The organism is Convivina praedatoris (assembly GCF_933208495.1).
GTDB classification, from domain to species: domain Bacteria; phylum Bacillota; class Bacilli; order Lactobacillales; family Lactobacillaceae; genus Convivina; species Convivina praedatoris.
On the sequence record NZ_CAKOET010000002.1, the window covers coordinates 17251 to 32213 of the forward strand.

11 protein-coding genes, 1 tRNA gene and 1 riboswitch are annotated in these 14963 nt (G+C 40.9%); of the genes, 10 read left to right on the forward strand and 2 right to left on the reverse strand.

The genetic code is table 11. The annotated features are described in order from the left end of the window. The 4 genes from M4974_RS01700 to M4974_RS01715 all read left to right on the forward strand — a co-directional run bounded on the left by M4974_RS01700 (position 1) and on the right by M4974_RS01715 (position 3042). A complete protein-coding gene (locus M4974_RS01700; RefSeq protein WP_248705793.1) occupies positions 1 to 909 on the forward strand; it encodes a F0F1 ATP synthase subunit gamma in 909 nt (302 codons plus the stop codon). Between the two features lie 63 nt (positions 910 to 972). Further along, positions 973 to 2373, forward strand: a complete 1401-nt coding sequence (atpD, locus tag M4974_RS01705; protein ID WP_089938989.1) for a F0F1 ATP synthase subunit beta — start codon at positions 973 to 975, stop codon at positions 2371 to 2373. A gap of 14 nt (positions 2374 to 2387) precedes the next feature. Further along, positions 2388 to 2834, forward strand: a complete 447-nt coding sequence (locus M4974_RS01710; protein WP_248705794.1) for a F0F1 ATP synthase subunit epsilon — start codon at positions 2388 to 2390, stop codon at positions 2832 to 2834. A 136-nt stretch (positions 2835 to 2970) separates the two neighbouring features. Further along, a tRNA-Glu gene (locus M4974_RS01715) sits at positions 2971 to 3042 on the forward strand. A 44-nt stretch (positions 3043 to 3086) separates the two neighbouring features. Here M4974_RS01715 and M4974_RS01720 read toward each other — a convergent pair. Next, positions 3087 to 4085 (reverse strand): ketopantoate reductase family protein, encoded by a 999-nt coding sequence (locus M4974_RS01720; protein ID WP_248705795.1) that lies wholly within the window; start codon positions 4083 to 4085, stop codon positions 3087 to 3089. A 140-nt stretch (positions 4086 to 4225) separates the two neighbouring features. On the opposite strand from M4974_RS01720, the gene trpS reads away from it, so the two are divergent. Together trpS and M4974_RS01730 are read left to right on the forward strand one after the other, a co-directional pair. Next, positions 4226 to 5242, forward strand: a complete 1017-nt coding sequence (trpS, locus tag M4974_RS01725; protein ID WP_248705796.1) for a tryptophan--tRNA ligase — start codon at positions 4226 to 4228, stop codon at positions 5240 to 5242. A 139-nt stretch (positions 5243 to 5381) separates the two neighbouring features. Then, a complete protein-coding gene (locus tag M4974_RS01730) occupies positions 5382 to 6758 on the forward strand; it encodes a gluconate:H+ symporter (protein WP_248715723.1) in 1377 nt (458 codons plus the stop codon). Positions 6759 to 6785: 27 nt separating this feature from the next. On the opposite strand, the gene M4974_RS01735 is transcribed toward M4974_RS01730, so the two are convergent. Next, on the reverse strand, positions 6786 to 7925 hold the full coding sequence (locus tag M4974_RS01735) for an LCP family protein (RefSeq protein ID WP_248705798.1): 1140 nt from the start codon (positions 7923 to 7925) through the stop codon (positions 6786 to 6788). Between the two features lie 161 nt (positions 7926 to 8086). Between M4974_RS01735 and M4974_RS01740 the strand changes: the two genes are divergently transcribed. The 4 genes from M4974_RS01740 (at position 8087) to rpoB (ending at position 14949) form a co-directional block, all read left to right on the forward strand. Next, positions 8087 to 8749 (forward strand): hypothetical protein, encoded by a 663-nt coding sequence (locus M4974_RS01740; RefSeq protein WP_248705799.1) that lies wholly within the window; start codon positions 8087 to 8089, stop codon positions 8747 to 8749. 19 nt (positions 8750 to 8768) lie between these two features. After that, positions 8769 to 8937: riboswitch (Lysine riboswitch) on the forward strand. Positions 8938 to 9004: 67 nt separating this feature from the next. After that, complete coding sequence (locus tag M4974_RS01745; RefSeq protein ID WP_248705800.1) at positions 9005 to 10435, forward strand: amino acid permease; 1431 nt, start codon at positions 9005 to 9007, stop codon at positions 10433 to 10435. Positions 10436 to 10515: 80 nt separating this feature from the next. After that, positions 10516 to 11094 (forward strand): TetR/AcrR family transcriptional regulator, encoded by a 579-nt coding sequence (locus M4974_RS01750; RefSeq protein ID WP_248705801.1) that lies wholly within the window; start codon positions 10516 to 10518, stop codon positions 11092 to 11094. 234 nt (positions 11095 to 11328) lie between these two features. Further along, positions 11329 to 14949, forward strand: coding sequence for a DNA-directed RNA polymerase subunit beta (gene rpoB / locus M4974_RS01755; protein ID WP_248705802.1), 3621 nt, complete (start codon positions 11329 to 11331; stop codon positions 14947 to 14949). Positions 14950 to 14963 lie beyond the last annotated feature (14 nt).

Sequence of the window (14963 nt, forward strand, 5' to 3'; positions counted from 1 at the left end):
ATGGCTTCTTTGCAAGATATTCAGCGTCGAATTTCATCGACTAAAAAAACGCGTCAGATTACGTCAGCTATGCAAATGGTTTCAACAGCTAAGTTGAGTCAAATTCAACGTAGTGGTAGTGGTTATCATGCCTACGCATCACGCTTAGAAGTGGTGGTTGAGCACTTAGTTGCGGCTCACCTATTGGATAACGTTGATGCTAAACATATTCCCTTGATTGGACAACGGGATATTAAAAAAACCGGTATTTTGGTGATAACTTCTGATCGTGGTTTGGTGGGCTCTTATAACGCCAATGTCATCAAACAAACCAATGATTTGATGAAAAAGCTATCACTTGATACTACCAACACCGTCATCTTAGCGGTTGGTGGTAATGGGGCCGATTTCTATAAAAAGCGAGGCTTTAACGTAGCTGTTGAGCACCGAGGCGTTTCTGATGTACCAAGTTTTAATGAAATTCGTTCTGTTTTAAAGACCGTGATTGACTTGTATGATGCCGAAGTTTTTGATGCTTTGCACGTGGTTTATAACCACTTTGTTAATCGTTTGACGAGTGAGTATCGTGATGTGCAGTTGTTACCGTTAACTGCTGATACATTGGCTCGTATGGGTGGTAATGAAGCACAAAAGTCAGAGTACGAGGTTCATAGTGTCTACGAAATTGAGCCTGATACGAATGCCGTTTTGAATGTAGTTTTGCCTCAATTTGCGCAAAGCTTAGTGTATGAAGCGGTTTTGGATGCTAAAACAGCTGAGCACGCTGCTTCTTCAACCGCTATGAAATCAGCCACTGATAGTGCTGATGATTTGATTAGTCGTTTAGGTTTGCAGTATAACCGTGCTCGTCAAGCTCAAATCACTACTGAAATTACTGAAATTACTGGCGGTATGGTTGCTCTAGAATAAGCAACTAGCTGATTTGGTAAGATTAAGGGCTGTTGGACAGCCACAAAATGAGAGGAAATAACCATGACTACTGGAAAAGTCGTACAAGTGATTGGTCCAGTTGTTGATGTTGCCTTTGATGAGGGCGGTCTTGTACCGGAAATTAACAACGCGTTGTTGATTCATACCGGCGAAGATAAGACATTGACTGTGGAAGTATCCTTGGCATTGGGCGACGGTGTCGTTCGAACGATTGCCATGGATTCAACTGACGGACTACAACGTGGAATGTCGGTTACTGACACTGGAAAACCAATCGAAGTGCCTGTAGGTGAAGCAACCCTAGGACGGGTCTTTAACGTTTTGGGCCAGCCAGTTGATAATGCTGGTGCTATTCCCGATTCAGTTCCGCGGCATTCTATTCATCGTGATGCCCCGGCCTATGATGAATTAACTACTTCAACTGAAATTCTAGAAACTGGAATTAAAGTTATTGATTTGTTAGCACCTTATGTTCGAGGTGGAAAAATTGGATTGTTCGGTGGTGCCGGTGTTGGTAAAACCGTTTTGATTCAAGAATTAATTCACAACATTGCTCAAGGACACAATGGTATTTCAGTCTTTACTGGTGTTGGTGAACGTACCCGTGAGGGTAACGATATGTATCACGAAATGGATGAATCAGGAGTTTTGAAGCAAACCGCCATGGTTTACGGACAAATGAATGAGCCTCCTGGAGCTCGTATGCGTGTGGCTCTAACGGGTCTAACTATGGCTGAAAGTTTCCGTGATAACGAAGGTAAGGACGTCTTACTCTTTATCGATAATATTTTCCGTTTCACCCAAGCTGGTTCTGAAGTTTCAGCCTTGCTAGGACGTATTCCATCAGCCGTTGGTTATCAGCCAACTTTGGCCTCTGAAATGGGACGTTTACAAGAGCGAATTACTTCTACTAAAAAGGGTGCGATTACTTCAATCCAAGCGGTTTACGTGCCAGCCGATGATTATACTGATCCGGCTCCGGCAACCACTTTTGCTCATTTGGATGCTACGACTAACTTGGAACGTGCCTTAACACAACAAGGTATTTACCCAGCCGTGGATCCATTGGCCTCAACTTCTTCAGCCTTAACCCCTGATATTGTCGGTCAAGAGCACTATGAAGTCGCCACGGAAGTCCAGCGGACTTTGCAACGGTACCGCGAGTTGCAAGATATTATCTCAATTTTGGGAATGGATGAATTGTCGGATGACGAAAAGATTACGGTTAATCGTGCTCGTCGTATTCAGTTCTTCCTTTCACAGCCTTTCTCAGTTGCTGAAACCTTTACGGGTGTTAAGGGTGAGTATGTACCAGTTGCTGAAACAGTACGTTCCTTTAAGGCTATTTTGGATGGTAAGTATGATGATTTGCCTGAAGATGCCTTCCGTAACGTTGGTGCTATTGAACAAGTAGTTGACAAAGCTAAGTCAATGGCCCAATAAGGGGGTACTGATTAATGGCAGATGAAAAGAATACAGCGTCAAAGGGGATTACGGTTAAAATTGTAACGCCCGAAGGAGATATGTATAGCCAAGACGGTGTGGAACTAGCTATTCTAAATACCCAGGGTGGTCAAGTTGGTGTGATGAACAATCACGTTCCGATTTTGGCGGCACTGTCAATTAGTGAGTTAGTGATTAAAAAAGATGGACGTAATTTACCACTAGCTGTTAATGGTGGGATTGCCGAGTTTTCTAACGGTGTTCTAACTGTGATTGCCGATAGTGCTGAAACATCCGATAAAATTGATGTTTCTCGTGCTAAAAGTGCCAAAGAACGTGCGGAAGCCCGTTTGGCTCATGCCCAAGAGGTTAAAAATCAACATGAAATCGTACTTGCTCGTGTAGCGTTAATGCGAGCTGTAAATCGAATTCAGGTGGCTTCTGTTAATTCAGGACGTTAATTTTAAGGACTGCTTAGCAGTCTTTTTTATTTACTTTCAATTTTTGAAAAATTTTCTAATAAATATTGGAAAGTTACTTGACCAACTATTTGATCCTTGGTATGATGTAATAGTTGTTTAAGACAACACTGACCATGGCTCGTTGGTCAAGTGGCTAAGACGCTGCCCTTTCACGGCGGAATCGAGAGTTCGATTCTCTCACGAGCTACTAAAAAAGTCGCAATCTAATGATTGCGACTTTTTTGTTTAGATTTATTGAGCGTTACGATATTCGGGAGCTAATTTATTAACTGGTGGATTGTATTGTCGCATTTCTTCAGCTAAATGAACTAGATTAGTAACAAAACGTTGATTAGGTGCTTGAATACCATTTTTTTCGGCTAAATCAGCAATCCAGCCGTTAATATAATCTACTTCGGTGGGACGCCCCTTCACAAAGTCTTGATACATCGATGGAAAATGCAGTGGATTAGCAACACGGGAAACATAATCAACTTGTGCCACCATGTCATCTCGGCTCTCTAACAGGGTAATGCCAGCTGCTTCAGCGGCATCGTAAGCCTCATTGATTAAAGGACGGGCAATTCCTTCCAAGAAGTTGTCATAGGCCATTAACTGTCCCATTCGCGATTGGAACATAGTAGCGATTGAATTTTCAACAGCATTAAAGAATACTTTGGTTAATAAGGTACCCATGAAATTATCACTATAGGATGGATTTAAATTAGCCGCTTGGAAATCTTCTTGGAGTTGGTCCATTACGGCCGAGCGTTGTTCAGTTAGATTGGCATAGACTGACGATCCGGCACCTTCTTTGCCCATAAAATCAACATCGCCGTAATCATTTAAAATTGTTGCAATCATGGCGGTTCCACCAATGATATGTTCGTCATCGAAGTATTTTTGTAACTTTTCAATGTGCCCCATACCATTCATAGCCCCTAGAGCTGTTTGATGTTTTTTGAACTTGGGCGCCAAACGTTTTAAGGTATCAGCCAGTTGCATTTGCTTCATAAAGAAGATCCAGACATCTGGATTACCTTCGTATTCCTCCGGAGAAAAGATTTTAACTGGTACTTGGTGACGGTCCTTTTGATCGCGGGATTGCCAGACTTGATTGTCTTGTGCATGAATTTTTTCTAAGCTAGCGGCGGTAGGTTCAACAAATTCAACATCTAAACCGGCTTTTTCTTGTAATAAAAGTCCATAGCGCAAGCCCATCGCTCCAGCACCTACAACGGTATACTTCATAATTAAGCCTCCTATAGTAGTTACATTAAAAATAAATAATATTTTCTTAATAATTCTAACAATTATAAATGCCAACTGCAAGTGAGGTAGCTTTTGGGTATAATGAAACAGTGAAAACACTCAAGTAAGGAATTGTACAAATGACGAAAGAAATTTATTTAACTGGTGATCGGCCTACTGGTAAGTTGCACATTGGACACTATATTGGCTCTCTGAAAAATCGGGTAGCCATGCAAAATAGTGGCCAATATCACCCTTTTATTATGATTGCTGACACTCAGGCTTTTACGGATAATGCTCGTAATCCTGAAAAAATTAAGCAGTCTCTAACTGAAGTCGCTTTAGATTATTTAGCGGTCGGCTTGAATCCGAATAAGAGTACTATTTTTGTTCAATCGCAAATTCATGGTTTACCAGAATTGACCGAATACTTTATGAATTTGGTGAGTGTGGCCCGGTTACAGCGTAATCCAACCGTTAAGTCTGAAATTCAGCAAAAGGCTTTTGGTGAAAGTATTCCAGCTGGATTTTTAACTTATCCAGTCTCACAAGCAGCTGATATTACTATTTTTAAGGCGACTAAGGTACCGGTTGGGGATGATCAAGAGCCAATGATTGAACAAACTCGGGAATTGGTGCGCTCTTTTAACAATGCTTATCCAGGGGATGTACTGGTTGAACCAACGGGGGTTTTCCCACCTAAAGGACAGGGACGTTTACCGGGTATTGATGGTAATGCAAAAATGTCTAAGTCCCTGAACAATGGTATTTATCTGAGTGATGATGCTGATACCTTAGCTAAAAAAGTTAAATCAATGTACACTGATCCCTTGCATATTAATATTGATGATCCAGGGCATGTGGAAGGAAACGTGGTCTTTACCTATTTAGATATTTTTGATTCAGATAAAGTACGCGTACAAAGATTAAAGGATCATTATCAAGCTGGTGGTTTGGGTGATATGAAGTTAAAGAAACATCTTATCGATGTTATGGAAGCAGAATTAGCCCCTATTCGTCAGCGTCGAGCTGAATATGCCCAAGACTTACCAGCGGTATTAAAAATGTTACAAGATGGTTCGCAACGGGCCAATCAAGTTGCTGAAACAACGATGCAAGAAGTCCGGGCAGCTATTGGTGTTAATTATTTTGGATAAATTTTATTATATAGAGGAGTAAGATTCCTTGATTTTTTTCTTTTCTTTTAATGTAAACGCTTTCATTTCATGATAAAAATAGATATAATACTTTCTGGAAACAAATTAAATGTGAAGAATGAGCGGAAAGGATTGAATTATGTCTTCTTTACTTGTATTAGCAATTGGAATTGCTTTACTACTGGTTTTAATTATTAAGTTTCACATGAATACTTTTATTGCTTTGATTGTCACGGCTGTGGTGGTCGGATTTGGACTTTGTCTTCCTGGATTTGGCACAATGACATTGGCTAAGATTCCAGTTTCAATTGAGAAGGGGATTGGGTCGTCGTTAGGAGAATTAGCAATTGTCTTTGGTTTTGGTGCTATATTAGGACGCTTAGTAGCTGATGCTGGAGGCACCTATCGGATTGCTCACACGCTAATTGCGAAATTTGGATCTAAGCATATTCAAATTGCTATCATGTTAGCTTCATTCATCATTGGTATTGCATTATTCTTTGAAGTCGGCTTAGTACTTTTGATTCCTATTGTTTTTGCGGTGGCTTTAGAGGCTGGACTGCCTTTGTTATACTTGGGAATTCCTATGGCAGCGGCTTTGTCAGTGACTCATGGATTTTTACCACCCCATCCAGCCCCAACGGCAATTGCTGGTGTATTGGGTGCTAATCCAGGGACGGTACTGTTATATGGTATTATTATTGCAATTCCCTGTGCAATTGTTGCCGGACCAATGTTCACAAAGCTAGCACAAAGATTTGCACCCGACGCTTTTGTAGTTAAAAAGCATTTAGAGGCCTTTGGTGAAGACCAACATCAATTTAAATTAGAGGATACTCCTAGTTTTGGCCTTTCAGTTTTAACGTCACTTTTTCCAGTGTTGTTGATGGGTATCACAACTATCTATGACATTGTTTTTAATGACGGTAAGCCCTTTAAAAACCCTCAAGGATTTGATGGCTTTGTAACTATGCTTGGTAATCCAGTGTTTGCTATGATTGCCTCTTTAGTTTTTGCTCTGTGGGCTATGGGCTGGCATCAAGGTTTGCATAATAAGCAGTTGATGGCGACGGCTGAAACAGCGATTAAGTCAATTGCCATGTTGCTACTTATTATTGGTGCAGGAGCAGCGTTTAAACAAATTTTAATTGACGGTGGTATTGCTGCTCAGATTTCACATATTTTCCAAAATTCTTCAGTTTCACCTTTGATTTTGGCATGGTTAATTACGGTTTTACTACGAGTAGCATTGGGCTCATCAACAGTGGCAGCTCTTACGGCGGCTGGTTTGGTTCAACCCCTTATTGCAGCAGGGGGTGTTAATCCAGCTTTGATGGTGTTGGTAATCGGTGCTGGATCATTGGCAGCTTCCCATGTCAATGACGCTGGTTTCTGGATGTTTAAAGAGTACTTTGACTTAAACGTTAAGCAAACTCTACAGATTTGGACCGTTTTAGAAACTATCATTGCCATTACTGGTTTGGTTGTTATCTTAATTTTGAATCTGTTTATTTAATTCAAGTAAAAAGAAATCCTGTTTTAATCAGGATTTCTTTTTACTTGTTACCATTGTTTTGGGTTGTTGACTGGGTAGCTGCCCACCGTAAGTGGTCCCGGTTTCGGCAGGACTGAGATTCAATTGTTTGCGAATCACGTTAGTAATCCGTTCTTTTTCGCTTTCAGGGACTTTTTCATAATTAACCATGGTGTCGCCACTTTGAAAAGCATCAGTTTTTCCTTGCATGTGTTCGGTTTGAATATTATTTTTAGTCGTACCATAGCCTTGGAGCAGGTATAGGAGCTGATTAAAGGTAATATCAGTGCGGATGCTTTGGCTGAGGCTATCCATCATTTTTTGGTTAAAGACAACATTAGGACGCGTTGCTTGTTTTAATAAAGCCTCTAGAACAATACGCTGGCGTTGCTGGCGACCATAATCACCATTAGGATCATCATAGCGCATACGAGAAAAGGCAAGGGCGGCGTCACCTGTTAAACTAGTCCGAGTAGCTGACCATGTCTTGCCATCGTCATCAGAGTGTTCATAGTTACTACTATCTTTGTGAAAGCGATATAAGTTAGGTCCGTGATCGTGAGCGGTTTCTTGGCTGTATCGAAAACTCAACGGGGATTTAATTTTAATGCCACCAACATTGTTGACCATTTTTTCTAAACCGCCCATATTAACCAAAGCGTAACCATCGATAGGTACATTTAGATAGGCTTCCATTGTTTTGATTGTAGCGCCAGTTGAACCAAAGGCATAGGCCGCATTTAATTTCTGTGGGAAATATTTTTCATAGCCTACAATGGAAATCATGATATCACGTGGAATGGAAATTAAAGTGACTTGTTCCTTTTGGGGATTCAGGGTCAGAAGCATAATTGAATCGGTCCGGCCACGATCAGTGCGGCCTAGTTCTCCTGTATCAGTTCCCATAAGCAAAATGTTAACGGGTTGTTTCTTTTTGAGAAGAGTTGATAACGAACGCTGATGCTTAATATTCGAGGATTCATAAGTTTTAGCAACGATCCCATGGAGTTGATGAATTGTAGAGTGGAAAAAAAACACAAATAGTAGTAGAAAAATTAGTAAAATTATTTTAAACCAAGGCCAATGTTTGGGCAGAGATTTATTAATGGCTTGCTTTTTAACCCGAGACATTGGTTGTTGTTCTCCCATGGTACTTTTCCTGTAACTTTCATTATATTTAAGTTCCATTATGACATAAATTCGTTTGAAAGTAGCTTTTAAAAGTTACTAAGTTCCATCTCTAAAACGCTTTTGACCTCCGTGGGTTTCATGCTAGAATAATCTAAATAAAAACCTTTGAGGGGTAGGCAATGAAAATGTTGTTTTCAACAAAAGATGGCTATGGACTGAGATGTTTAATGGCGGGGATTGTCTTTGTGATTTTATCAGTGGCAGTCCGCTTTCAGGTTTTAGATGTGCGTGCTTTTGACAGTGTTACGTCTTTCGTTGTACAGGTTAGTTTACAGCGAAAATTGACTCTACTATTCCATTTTGGGACCTTTTTAAACCATTGGTGGGTAATAGCTTTAGCTATAGTAATTTTATTTATTTTATTGAGATATCAACGCTACCATTTAGCTGCTAACTTTTGGATCATTAGCTTACTGTTTTTAGTAGTGATTAATCTATTTTGGTTTTTATTGGTTGATTTGAGTTGGAATCGTGGCTTCGAAATTGAAGGTAATTTTCCAGACTTACTTTTAACACTGTGGTTGTATTATTGGTTATCCATTTACCATTTATTTATTCGACCGCTTTGTCACCGACCAATTACCTATCATCTTTTCCACGCTATGTTGATATTATTTTTTGTATTCCAACTTTTGTCACAAATTAATCAAGGGCAAGCTCAGTTATCAGGTGCCTTGGCTGCTGTATTACTGGCTTATACTTGGTGGCAAATAATGAGTTGGTTATATGGCCATTTTGCTAAGCACTGGCAACGGGTATTACAAATTGACGGTGGCTTGTAGGATGTGGTAGTATAAAACCGATATACAGAGAGGTTGCGACCAACATTAGTAATTAAGCAGAGCCAACCACGGCTTAGAAGCTTAATGAAAGGGGCGGTTGCCGAAGGTAGCTCACTTGGTAGGTAGTTACTTGGGCTGATGATTAAGAGTCATCAGACTGTCGTGATTTGCGATGCGCTTTGACACTTTTGGCGAATATACCGCCAAGGCTCTCTTTCATTATGGAAAGGGAGCTTTTTTATTGGAGAGGATAAAATGGCAGACGAAAATAATGGTATTAAACGTAATTTAAAAACCCGTCATGTATCAATGATTGCCTTGGGTGGTTCGATTGGAACTGGATTATTTGTCGCTTCTGGTGCCAGTATTGCCCAAGCTGGACCAATGGGCGCGATTGTCGCCTACATTGCGATTGGTATTATGGTTTACTTTTTGATGACTAGTTTAGGTGAGATGGCTACTTATTCACCAACGTCTGGTTCTTTTGCTGATTATGCCAGTAAGTATGTCGATCCAGCTTTAGGTTTTGCCCTAGGGTGGAATTACTGGTTTAATTGGGCCATTACTCTAGCGGTTGATATTGTGGCTGTTGGTTTGGTTTCACAGTTCTGGTTCCCGAATGTGCCATCTTGGATTTTTTCAGCCGTAGCGCTTCTGTTGGTTTTTTTGATTAATCTATTTTCAGTGGGTGTTTTTGGTGAGGCTGAGTATTGGTTGTCCATGGTTAAAGTCGTGACGATTGTAGCCTTCTTGATTGTCGGGGTTATGACCATTTTTGGAATTATTCACTCCGACGTTAACGTAATCAAAAACCTTTCGGCGGGGAATCATGGATTCGTTGGTGGCTGGCAATCGGTTCTTTCTGTCTTTGTCGTAGCTGGGTTTTCTTTTCAAGGGACAGAATTGATTGGTATTACGGCTGGAGAGGCTAAAGATCCAAGTAAAGCTGTTCCTAAGGCCATTCATCAAGTATTCTGGCGAATTCTACTGTTTTATATCTGCTCAATTTTTGTGATTAGTGCCTTAGTGTATTATAAAAATCCAGATTTGCTGAGTGCTTCAGCTCAGAATATCTCAGTTTCACCCTTTACGATTGTCTTTGAAAATGCTGGGATTGCTTTTGCAGCCAGTTTGATGAATGCGGTTATTCTAACTTCTATTATTTCAGCGGCTAACTCCGGTTCTTATGCCTCAACTCGGATGCTGTATTCTCTAGCCCATAAAGGGGAGGCACCTAAAATTTTTGCTAAGCTTTCTACACGAGGCGTACCAGTTGCGGCTTTGGTACTAACTTCAATGGTTGGGTTGTTCGCGTTCTTGTCTAATTTAAAAGGGGGGTCAGTCGCCTATACTTGGTTGGTTAATGCTTCTGGTTTGACTGGCTTTATTGCCTGGGTTGGGATTGCTGTCTCTCATTTTCGTTTCCGCCGCGCTTATGTTGCGCAAGGTCGTAATTTAAACAAGTTAAAGTATCGTGCTAAGTGGTTCCCGTTTGGGCCAATTTTTGCCTTTGTTGTTTCAATTGGGGTTATCATTGGTCAAGATCCTCAAAGTTTTACTAGCTTTGATTTTGAAAAAATCGCCATAACCTATTTGTCAGTACCACTCTTTATTATTCCTTACGTTGGTTATAAGCTGATTAAGCATTCCAAAGTAATTAAGTTAAAAGATGTGGACTTGGATTAATGTAGTATAATTTAAGAATGGTTCTAACCATTCTTTTTTATATAAATTTAAAATAAAACAGATAGTAAGGGGGTATCAATATGACGGTTTTACACGAGGAGACCCGCGATCGAATTTTAGGGGCAGCAACTGATCTTTTTCTGAGTAACGGTTATGATCAGACTTCAACTCGTCAAATTGCTAAAATTTTAGATATCAGTCAGCCAGCTCTTTATCATTATTTTGGTGACAAGGAGACGCTGTTTGTAGAAGTAATTCGTGCCGTTGGTAGTCAAATTGGCCGTGAAATGTGGGCAGTTTTAGATCAAACTTATTCCGATCCGGTTGATCAACTCGTTGATATGACTCATGCTATTTTAACCCGCCACCCACGTGATGTTTTCACACTTATTCATGGAAGCTTTCCTTCTTTGTCGGCTGATAATCAGCGTGTTTTGGGGATGACCTTTGGACGGAACTACGTGGCACCGATTGAGGCTTTCTTTGCCAGCGGGGCGGTGAAATTACATGAAAATGTCGATGCCCATACTGCTAGTTCGTTTTACATTACGAGTTTGGCACCACTGTTTTCGACCTTTCATTCTTTAAAACCTCAGCAGAGTCGTAAAGAACAAATTCAGCAATTACTTAATTTAATATTATATGGGGTAGCTCGCTAAAAGGCTTGTATTTGTAAGAGTTTTCGAGTATGATTACAGAAGTAACACCGTGAATAAATACGGGTTTTACGATCTATTGTCCGTAATCCCATTATATTGAAGGCAAACGTGAGCTTCGGAAAGAGCGACGATTGCTTTTTTTGTGTCTTTGAGCCTTTTAAAATAGGCGAAAAAGTTATTTTGTAATCAAAATGTAATATTACAACACGGCAAAAAATAAATGAGGTGACAAGTGTGGCAGGACATTTAGTAAAGTATGGTAAAAATCGTACCCGTCGGTCGTATGCTAGCATTAAAGAAGTGCTGGATATACCTAACTTGATTGAGGTGCAATTAGCTTCTTACCAGTGGTTCCTAGATGAAGGAATCAAGGAAATGTTTAACGACATTATGCCTATTGATGATTTCCAAGGAAATCTTTCATTAGAGTACGTTGATTATAAGTTAATGGAGCCGAAGTACAACATTGATGAAGCACGTGAACACGATGCCAATTATTCAGCCCCATTGCACGTAACTTTGCGTTTAACTAACCATGAAACTGGTGAAATTAAGTCTCAAGATGTTTTCTTTGGCGATTTTCCATTGATGACTGAACAGGGAACTTTCATTATTAACGGAGCAGAGCGAGTAATCGTTTCTCAGTTAGTGCGTTCACCAGGAATTTATTATAATCAAGAAACTGATAAAAATGGTCGTCCACACTATGGTACTACTGTAATTCCAAATCGTGGTGCTTGGTTGGAATACGAAACTGATGCGAAGGGAATCGCTAATGTTCGTATTGACCGAACTCGTAAGCTTTTGATGACTGAATTGGTACGGGCCCTAGGTTTTGGTTCTGATTCAGATATCGTTGACATCTTCTCTGACCATTATGACGCTTTGAACATGACTTTGGAAAAAGACGTACACAAAAACATGTCTGATTCCCGTGTTGAAGAGGCCTTGAAGGATATTTATGAGCGACTACGTCCCGGTGAACCTAAAACAGCTGATTCATCGCGTGCTTTGTTAGTTGCTCGCTTCTTTGATCCTAAGCGTTATGATTTGGCACCAGTTGGTCGTTATAAGATTAACAAGAAGTTATCATTGAAGACTCGCCTATTAAACGAAACTTTGGCCGAAACTTTGGCTGATCCTGATTCGGGGGAAATCATTGCCGAAAAGGGTACTCTAGTTGATAAGACGCTGATGTCGAAGTTAGCTCCTTATTTGGATCGTGAAGACTTTAAAACAGTCACTTATACACCAAGCGGGGATGCTGTCTTGCAGGACCCAGTTGTTTTGCAAAAGATTAAAATTGAATCTCCTGAAAACCCAGAAAAGACTTTGCTTTTGATTGGGAATGGTCATATTCCAGAAGATGATCACACTGTTCGTCCAGCTGATATTTTGGCTGGTATTAACTACTTCTTGAACCTACAAGAGGGTGTTGGACAAGTCGATGATATTGATCATTTGGGTAACCGTCGAATTCGTTCAGTTGGTGAATTGCTACAAAATCAATTCCGTATTGGTTTGACTCGTATGGAGCGTGTTGTTCGCGAACGTATGTCAATTCAAGATGCCAGCACGGTAACACCACAACAATTAATTAATATTCGTCCGGTTGTGGCTGCCGTTAAGGAATTCTTTGGTTCTTCACAGCTGTCACAGTTTATGGATCAGACGAATCCATTGGGTGAAATGAACCACAAACGCCGTTTGTCAGCCTTAGGACCTGGTGGTTTGACTCGTGACCGAGCTGGAGTTGAAGTTCGAGATGTTCACTATACGCACTATGGCCGAATTGACCCGATTGAAACGCCTGAAGGTCCTAACATTGGACTAATCAACTCTTTGGCAACTTACGGTCGCATTAATAAGTATGGTTTCATTGAGACACCATACCGTCGTGTTGATTGGGGTACTCATAAGGTTACTGACCGAATTGACTACCTAACTGCTGATGAAGAAGATAACTACATCGTGGCCCAAGCTAATACAGAATTGGAAGACGATGGTAGTTTCGTGCATTCAACTGCCATGGCTCGTTTTGGTGAAGAAAACATCGAAACGCCAGTTGAAAAGATCGATTATGTCGATGTTTCGCCTAAGCAGGTTGTTTCGGTTGGTACCGCTGTTATTCCTTTCTTGGAAAACGATGATTCTAACCGGGCCTTGATGGGTGCCAACATGCAGCGTCAGGCCGTTCCTTTGCTTGATCCACATGCTCCAATCGTGGGAACTGGTGTTGAATATAAGGCAGCTCACGATTCTGGTGCTGCTTTGATTGCTAAAGCGGATGGTGAAGTTGAGTACGTCGATGCCCGTCAAATTCGTGTTCGTCGTGAAGATGGTCAACTAGATACTTATGAATTAATGAAATTCCGCCGCTCCAATGGTGGTAAGAACTATAACCAAAAACCAATTGTTAAAGCCGGCGAACAAATTGAAGCTGATCAAGTATTGGCTGATGGACCTTCTATGGAATTAGGTGAATTAGCCTTAGGTCAAAACCCATTAATCGCCTTTATGACTTGGCAAGGATATAACTTCGAAGATGCCATCATCTTGAATGAACGCCTAGTTCGTGAAGATGTTTATACGTCAATTCACATCGAAGAATATGATTCAGAGGCGCGTGATACCAAATTAGGACCGGAAGAAATTACTCGTGAAATTCCTAATACTGGTGAAGAACAGCTTAAAGACTTGGATGAAAATGGTATTATCCGCGTCGGAGCTGAAGTACACGATGGTGACATTTTGGTGGGTAAGGTAACGCCAAAGGGTGTCACTGATTTATCTGCTGAAGAACGATTGTTGCACGCAATCTTCGGTGAAAAGGCTCGTGAAGTTCGTGATACTTCCCTTCATGTACCGCATGGCGGTGGTGGTGTTGTTCAAAGCGTTCGGATTTATACTCCTGAAAATGGAGATGAATTGGCACCAGGTGTCAACATGATGGTTCGAGTTTACATTGCCCAAAAGCGTAAGATTCAAGTTGGTGATAAGATGGCCGGCCGTCACGGAAACAAGGGAACTGTTTCTGTGGTTGTGCCAGAAGAAGATATGCCATACATGCCTGATGGAACACCAATTGACATTCTATTGTCACCGATGGGTGTGCCTTCTCGTATGAATATTGGGCAAGTTTTGGAACTTCACTTAGGATTTGCTGCTAAGAAGTTAGGCATCCACGTTGCTTCACCAGTCTTTGATGGTGCCAGCGATGATGAAATCGAAGAAGCTTTGCAAGAAGCTGGTTTGCCAGCTGATGGAAAGTCAGTTGTTTATGACGGCCGGACTGGAGAAGCCTTTGATAAGCGTGTTGCCGTGGGAGTTATGCACTATATGAAGTTGGCCCACATGGTTGACGATAAGATTCACGCTCGTTCAATTGGACCTTACTCACTTGTTACGCAACAGCCTTTGGGTGGTAAAGCTCAGTTTGGTGGACAGCGTTTCGGTGAGATGGAAGTTTGGGCTTTGGAAGCCTACGGTGCCGCCTACACATTGCAAGAAATTTTGACTTACAAGTCAGATGATGTTGCTGGTCGTGTTAAGGTTTATGAATCAATTATTAAGGGTGAGCCAATTCCACGCCCAGGTGTACCAGAGTCATTCCGAGTGTTAGTCAAGGAATTGCAAGCTCTTGGTTTGGATATGCGTGTGCTTGATCAAGAAGGATCAGCAGTTGAATTAAAGCAAATGGATGAAGATGATTCTGTTTTGCCAGTTGATGCGTTAGAAAAGTTGGCTCGGAGTAATCCAGAGCTATTAAACAAGGAAGATGAAGAGGTTCAGGCAGCCTTTACAAAAGTTGCTAGTGACCAACCCGCTCCTTTAACTGATGATGATCAACAATAATTAAAGAAAGGTAC

Coding starts and splice junctions, on each gene's coding strand:
- M4974_RS01700 (WP_248705793.1), top strand. CDS start 1: ATGGCTTCTTTGCAAGATATTCAGCGTCGAATTTCATCGACTAAAAAA.
- atpD (WP_089938989.1), top strand. CDS start 973: ATGACTACTGGAAAAGTCGTACAAGTGATTGGTCCAGTTGTTGATGTT.
- M4974_RS01710 (WP_248705794.1), top strand. CDS start 2,388: ATGGCAGATGAAAAGAATACAGCGTCAAAGGGGATTACGGTTAAAATT.
- M4974_RS01720 (WP_248705795.1), bottom strand. CDS start 4,085: ATGAAGTATACCGTTGTAGGTGCTGGAGCGATGGGCTTGCGCTATGGA.
- trpS (WP_248705796.1), top strand. CDS start 4,226: ATGACGAAAGAAATTTATTTAACTGGTGATCGGCCTACTGGTAAGTTG.
- M4974_RS01730 (WP_248715723.1), top strand. CDS start 5,382: ATGTCTTCTTTACTTGTATTAGCAATTGGAATTGCTTTACTACTGGTT.
- M4974_RS01735 (WP_248705798.1), bottom strand. CDS start 7,925: ATGGGAGAACAACAACCAATGTCTCGGGTTAAAAAGCAAGCCATTAAT.
- M4974_RS01740 (WP_248705799.1), top strand. CDS start 8,087: ATGAAAATGTTGTTTTCAACAAAAGATGGCTATGGACTGAGATGTTTA.
- M4974_RS01745 (WP_248705800.1), top strand. CDS start 9,005: ATGGCAGACGAAAATAATGGTATTAAACGTAATTTAAAAACCCGTCAT.
- M4974_RS01750 (WP_248705801.1), top strand. CDS start 10,516: ATGACGGTTTTACACGAGGAGACCCGCGATCGAATTTTAGGGGCAGCA.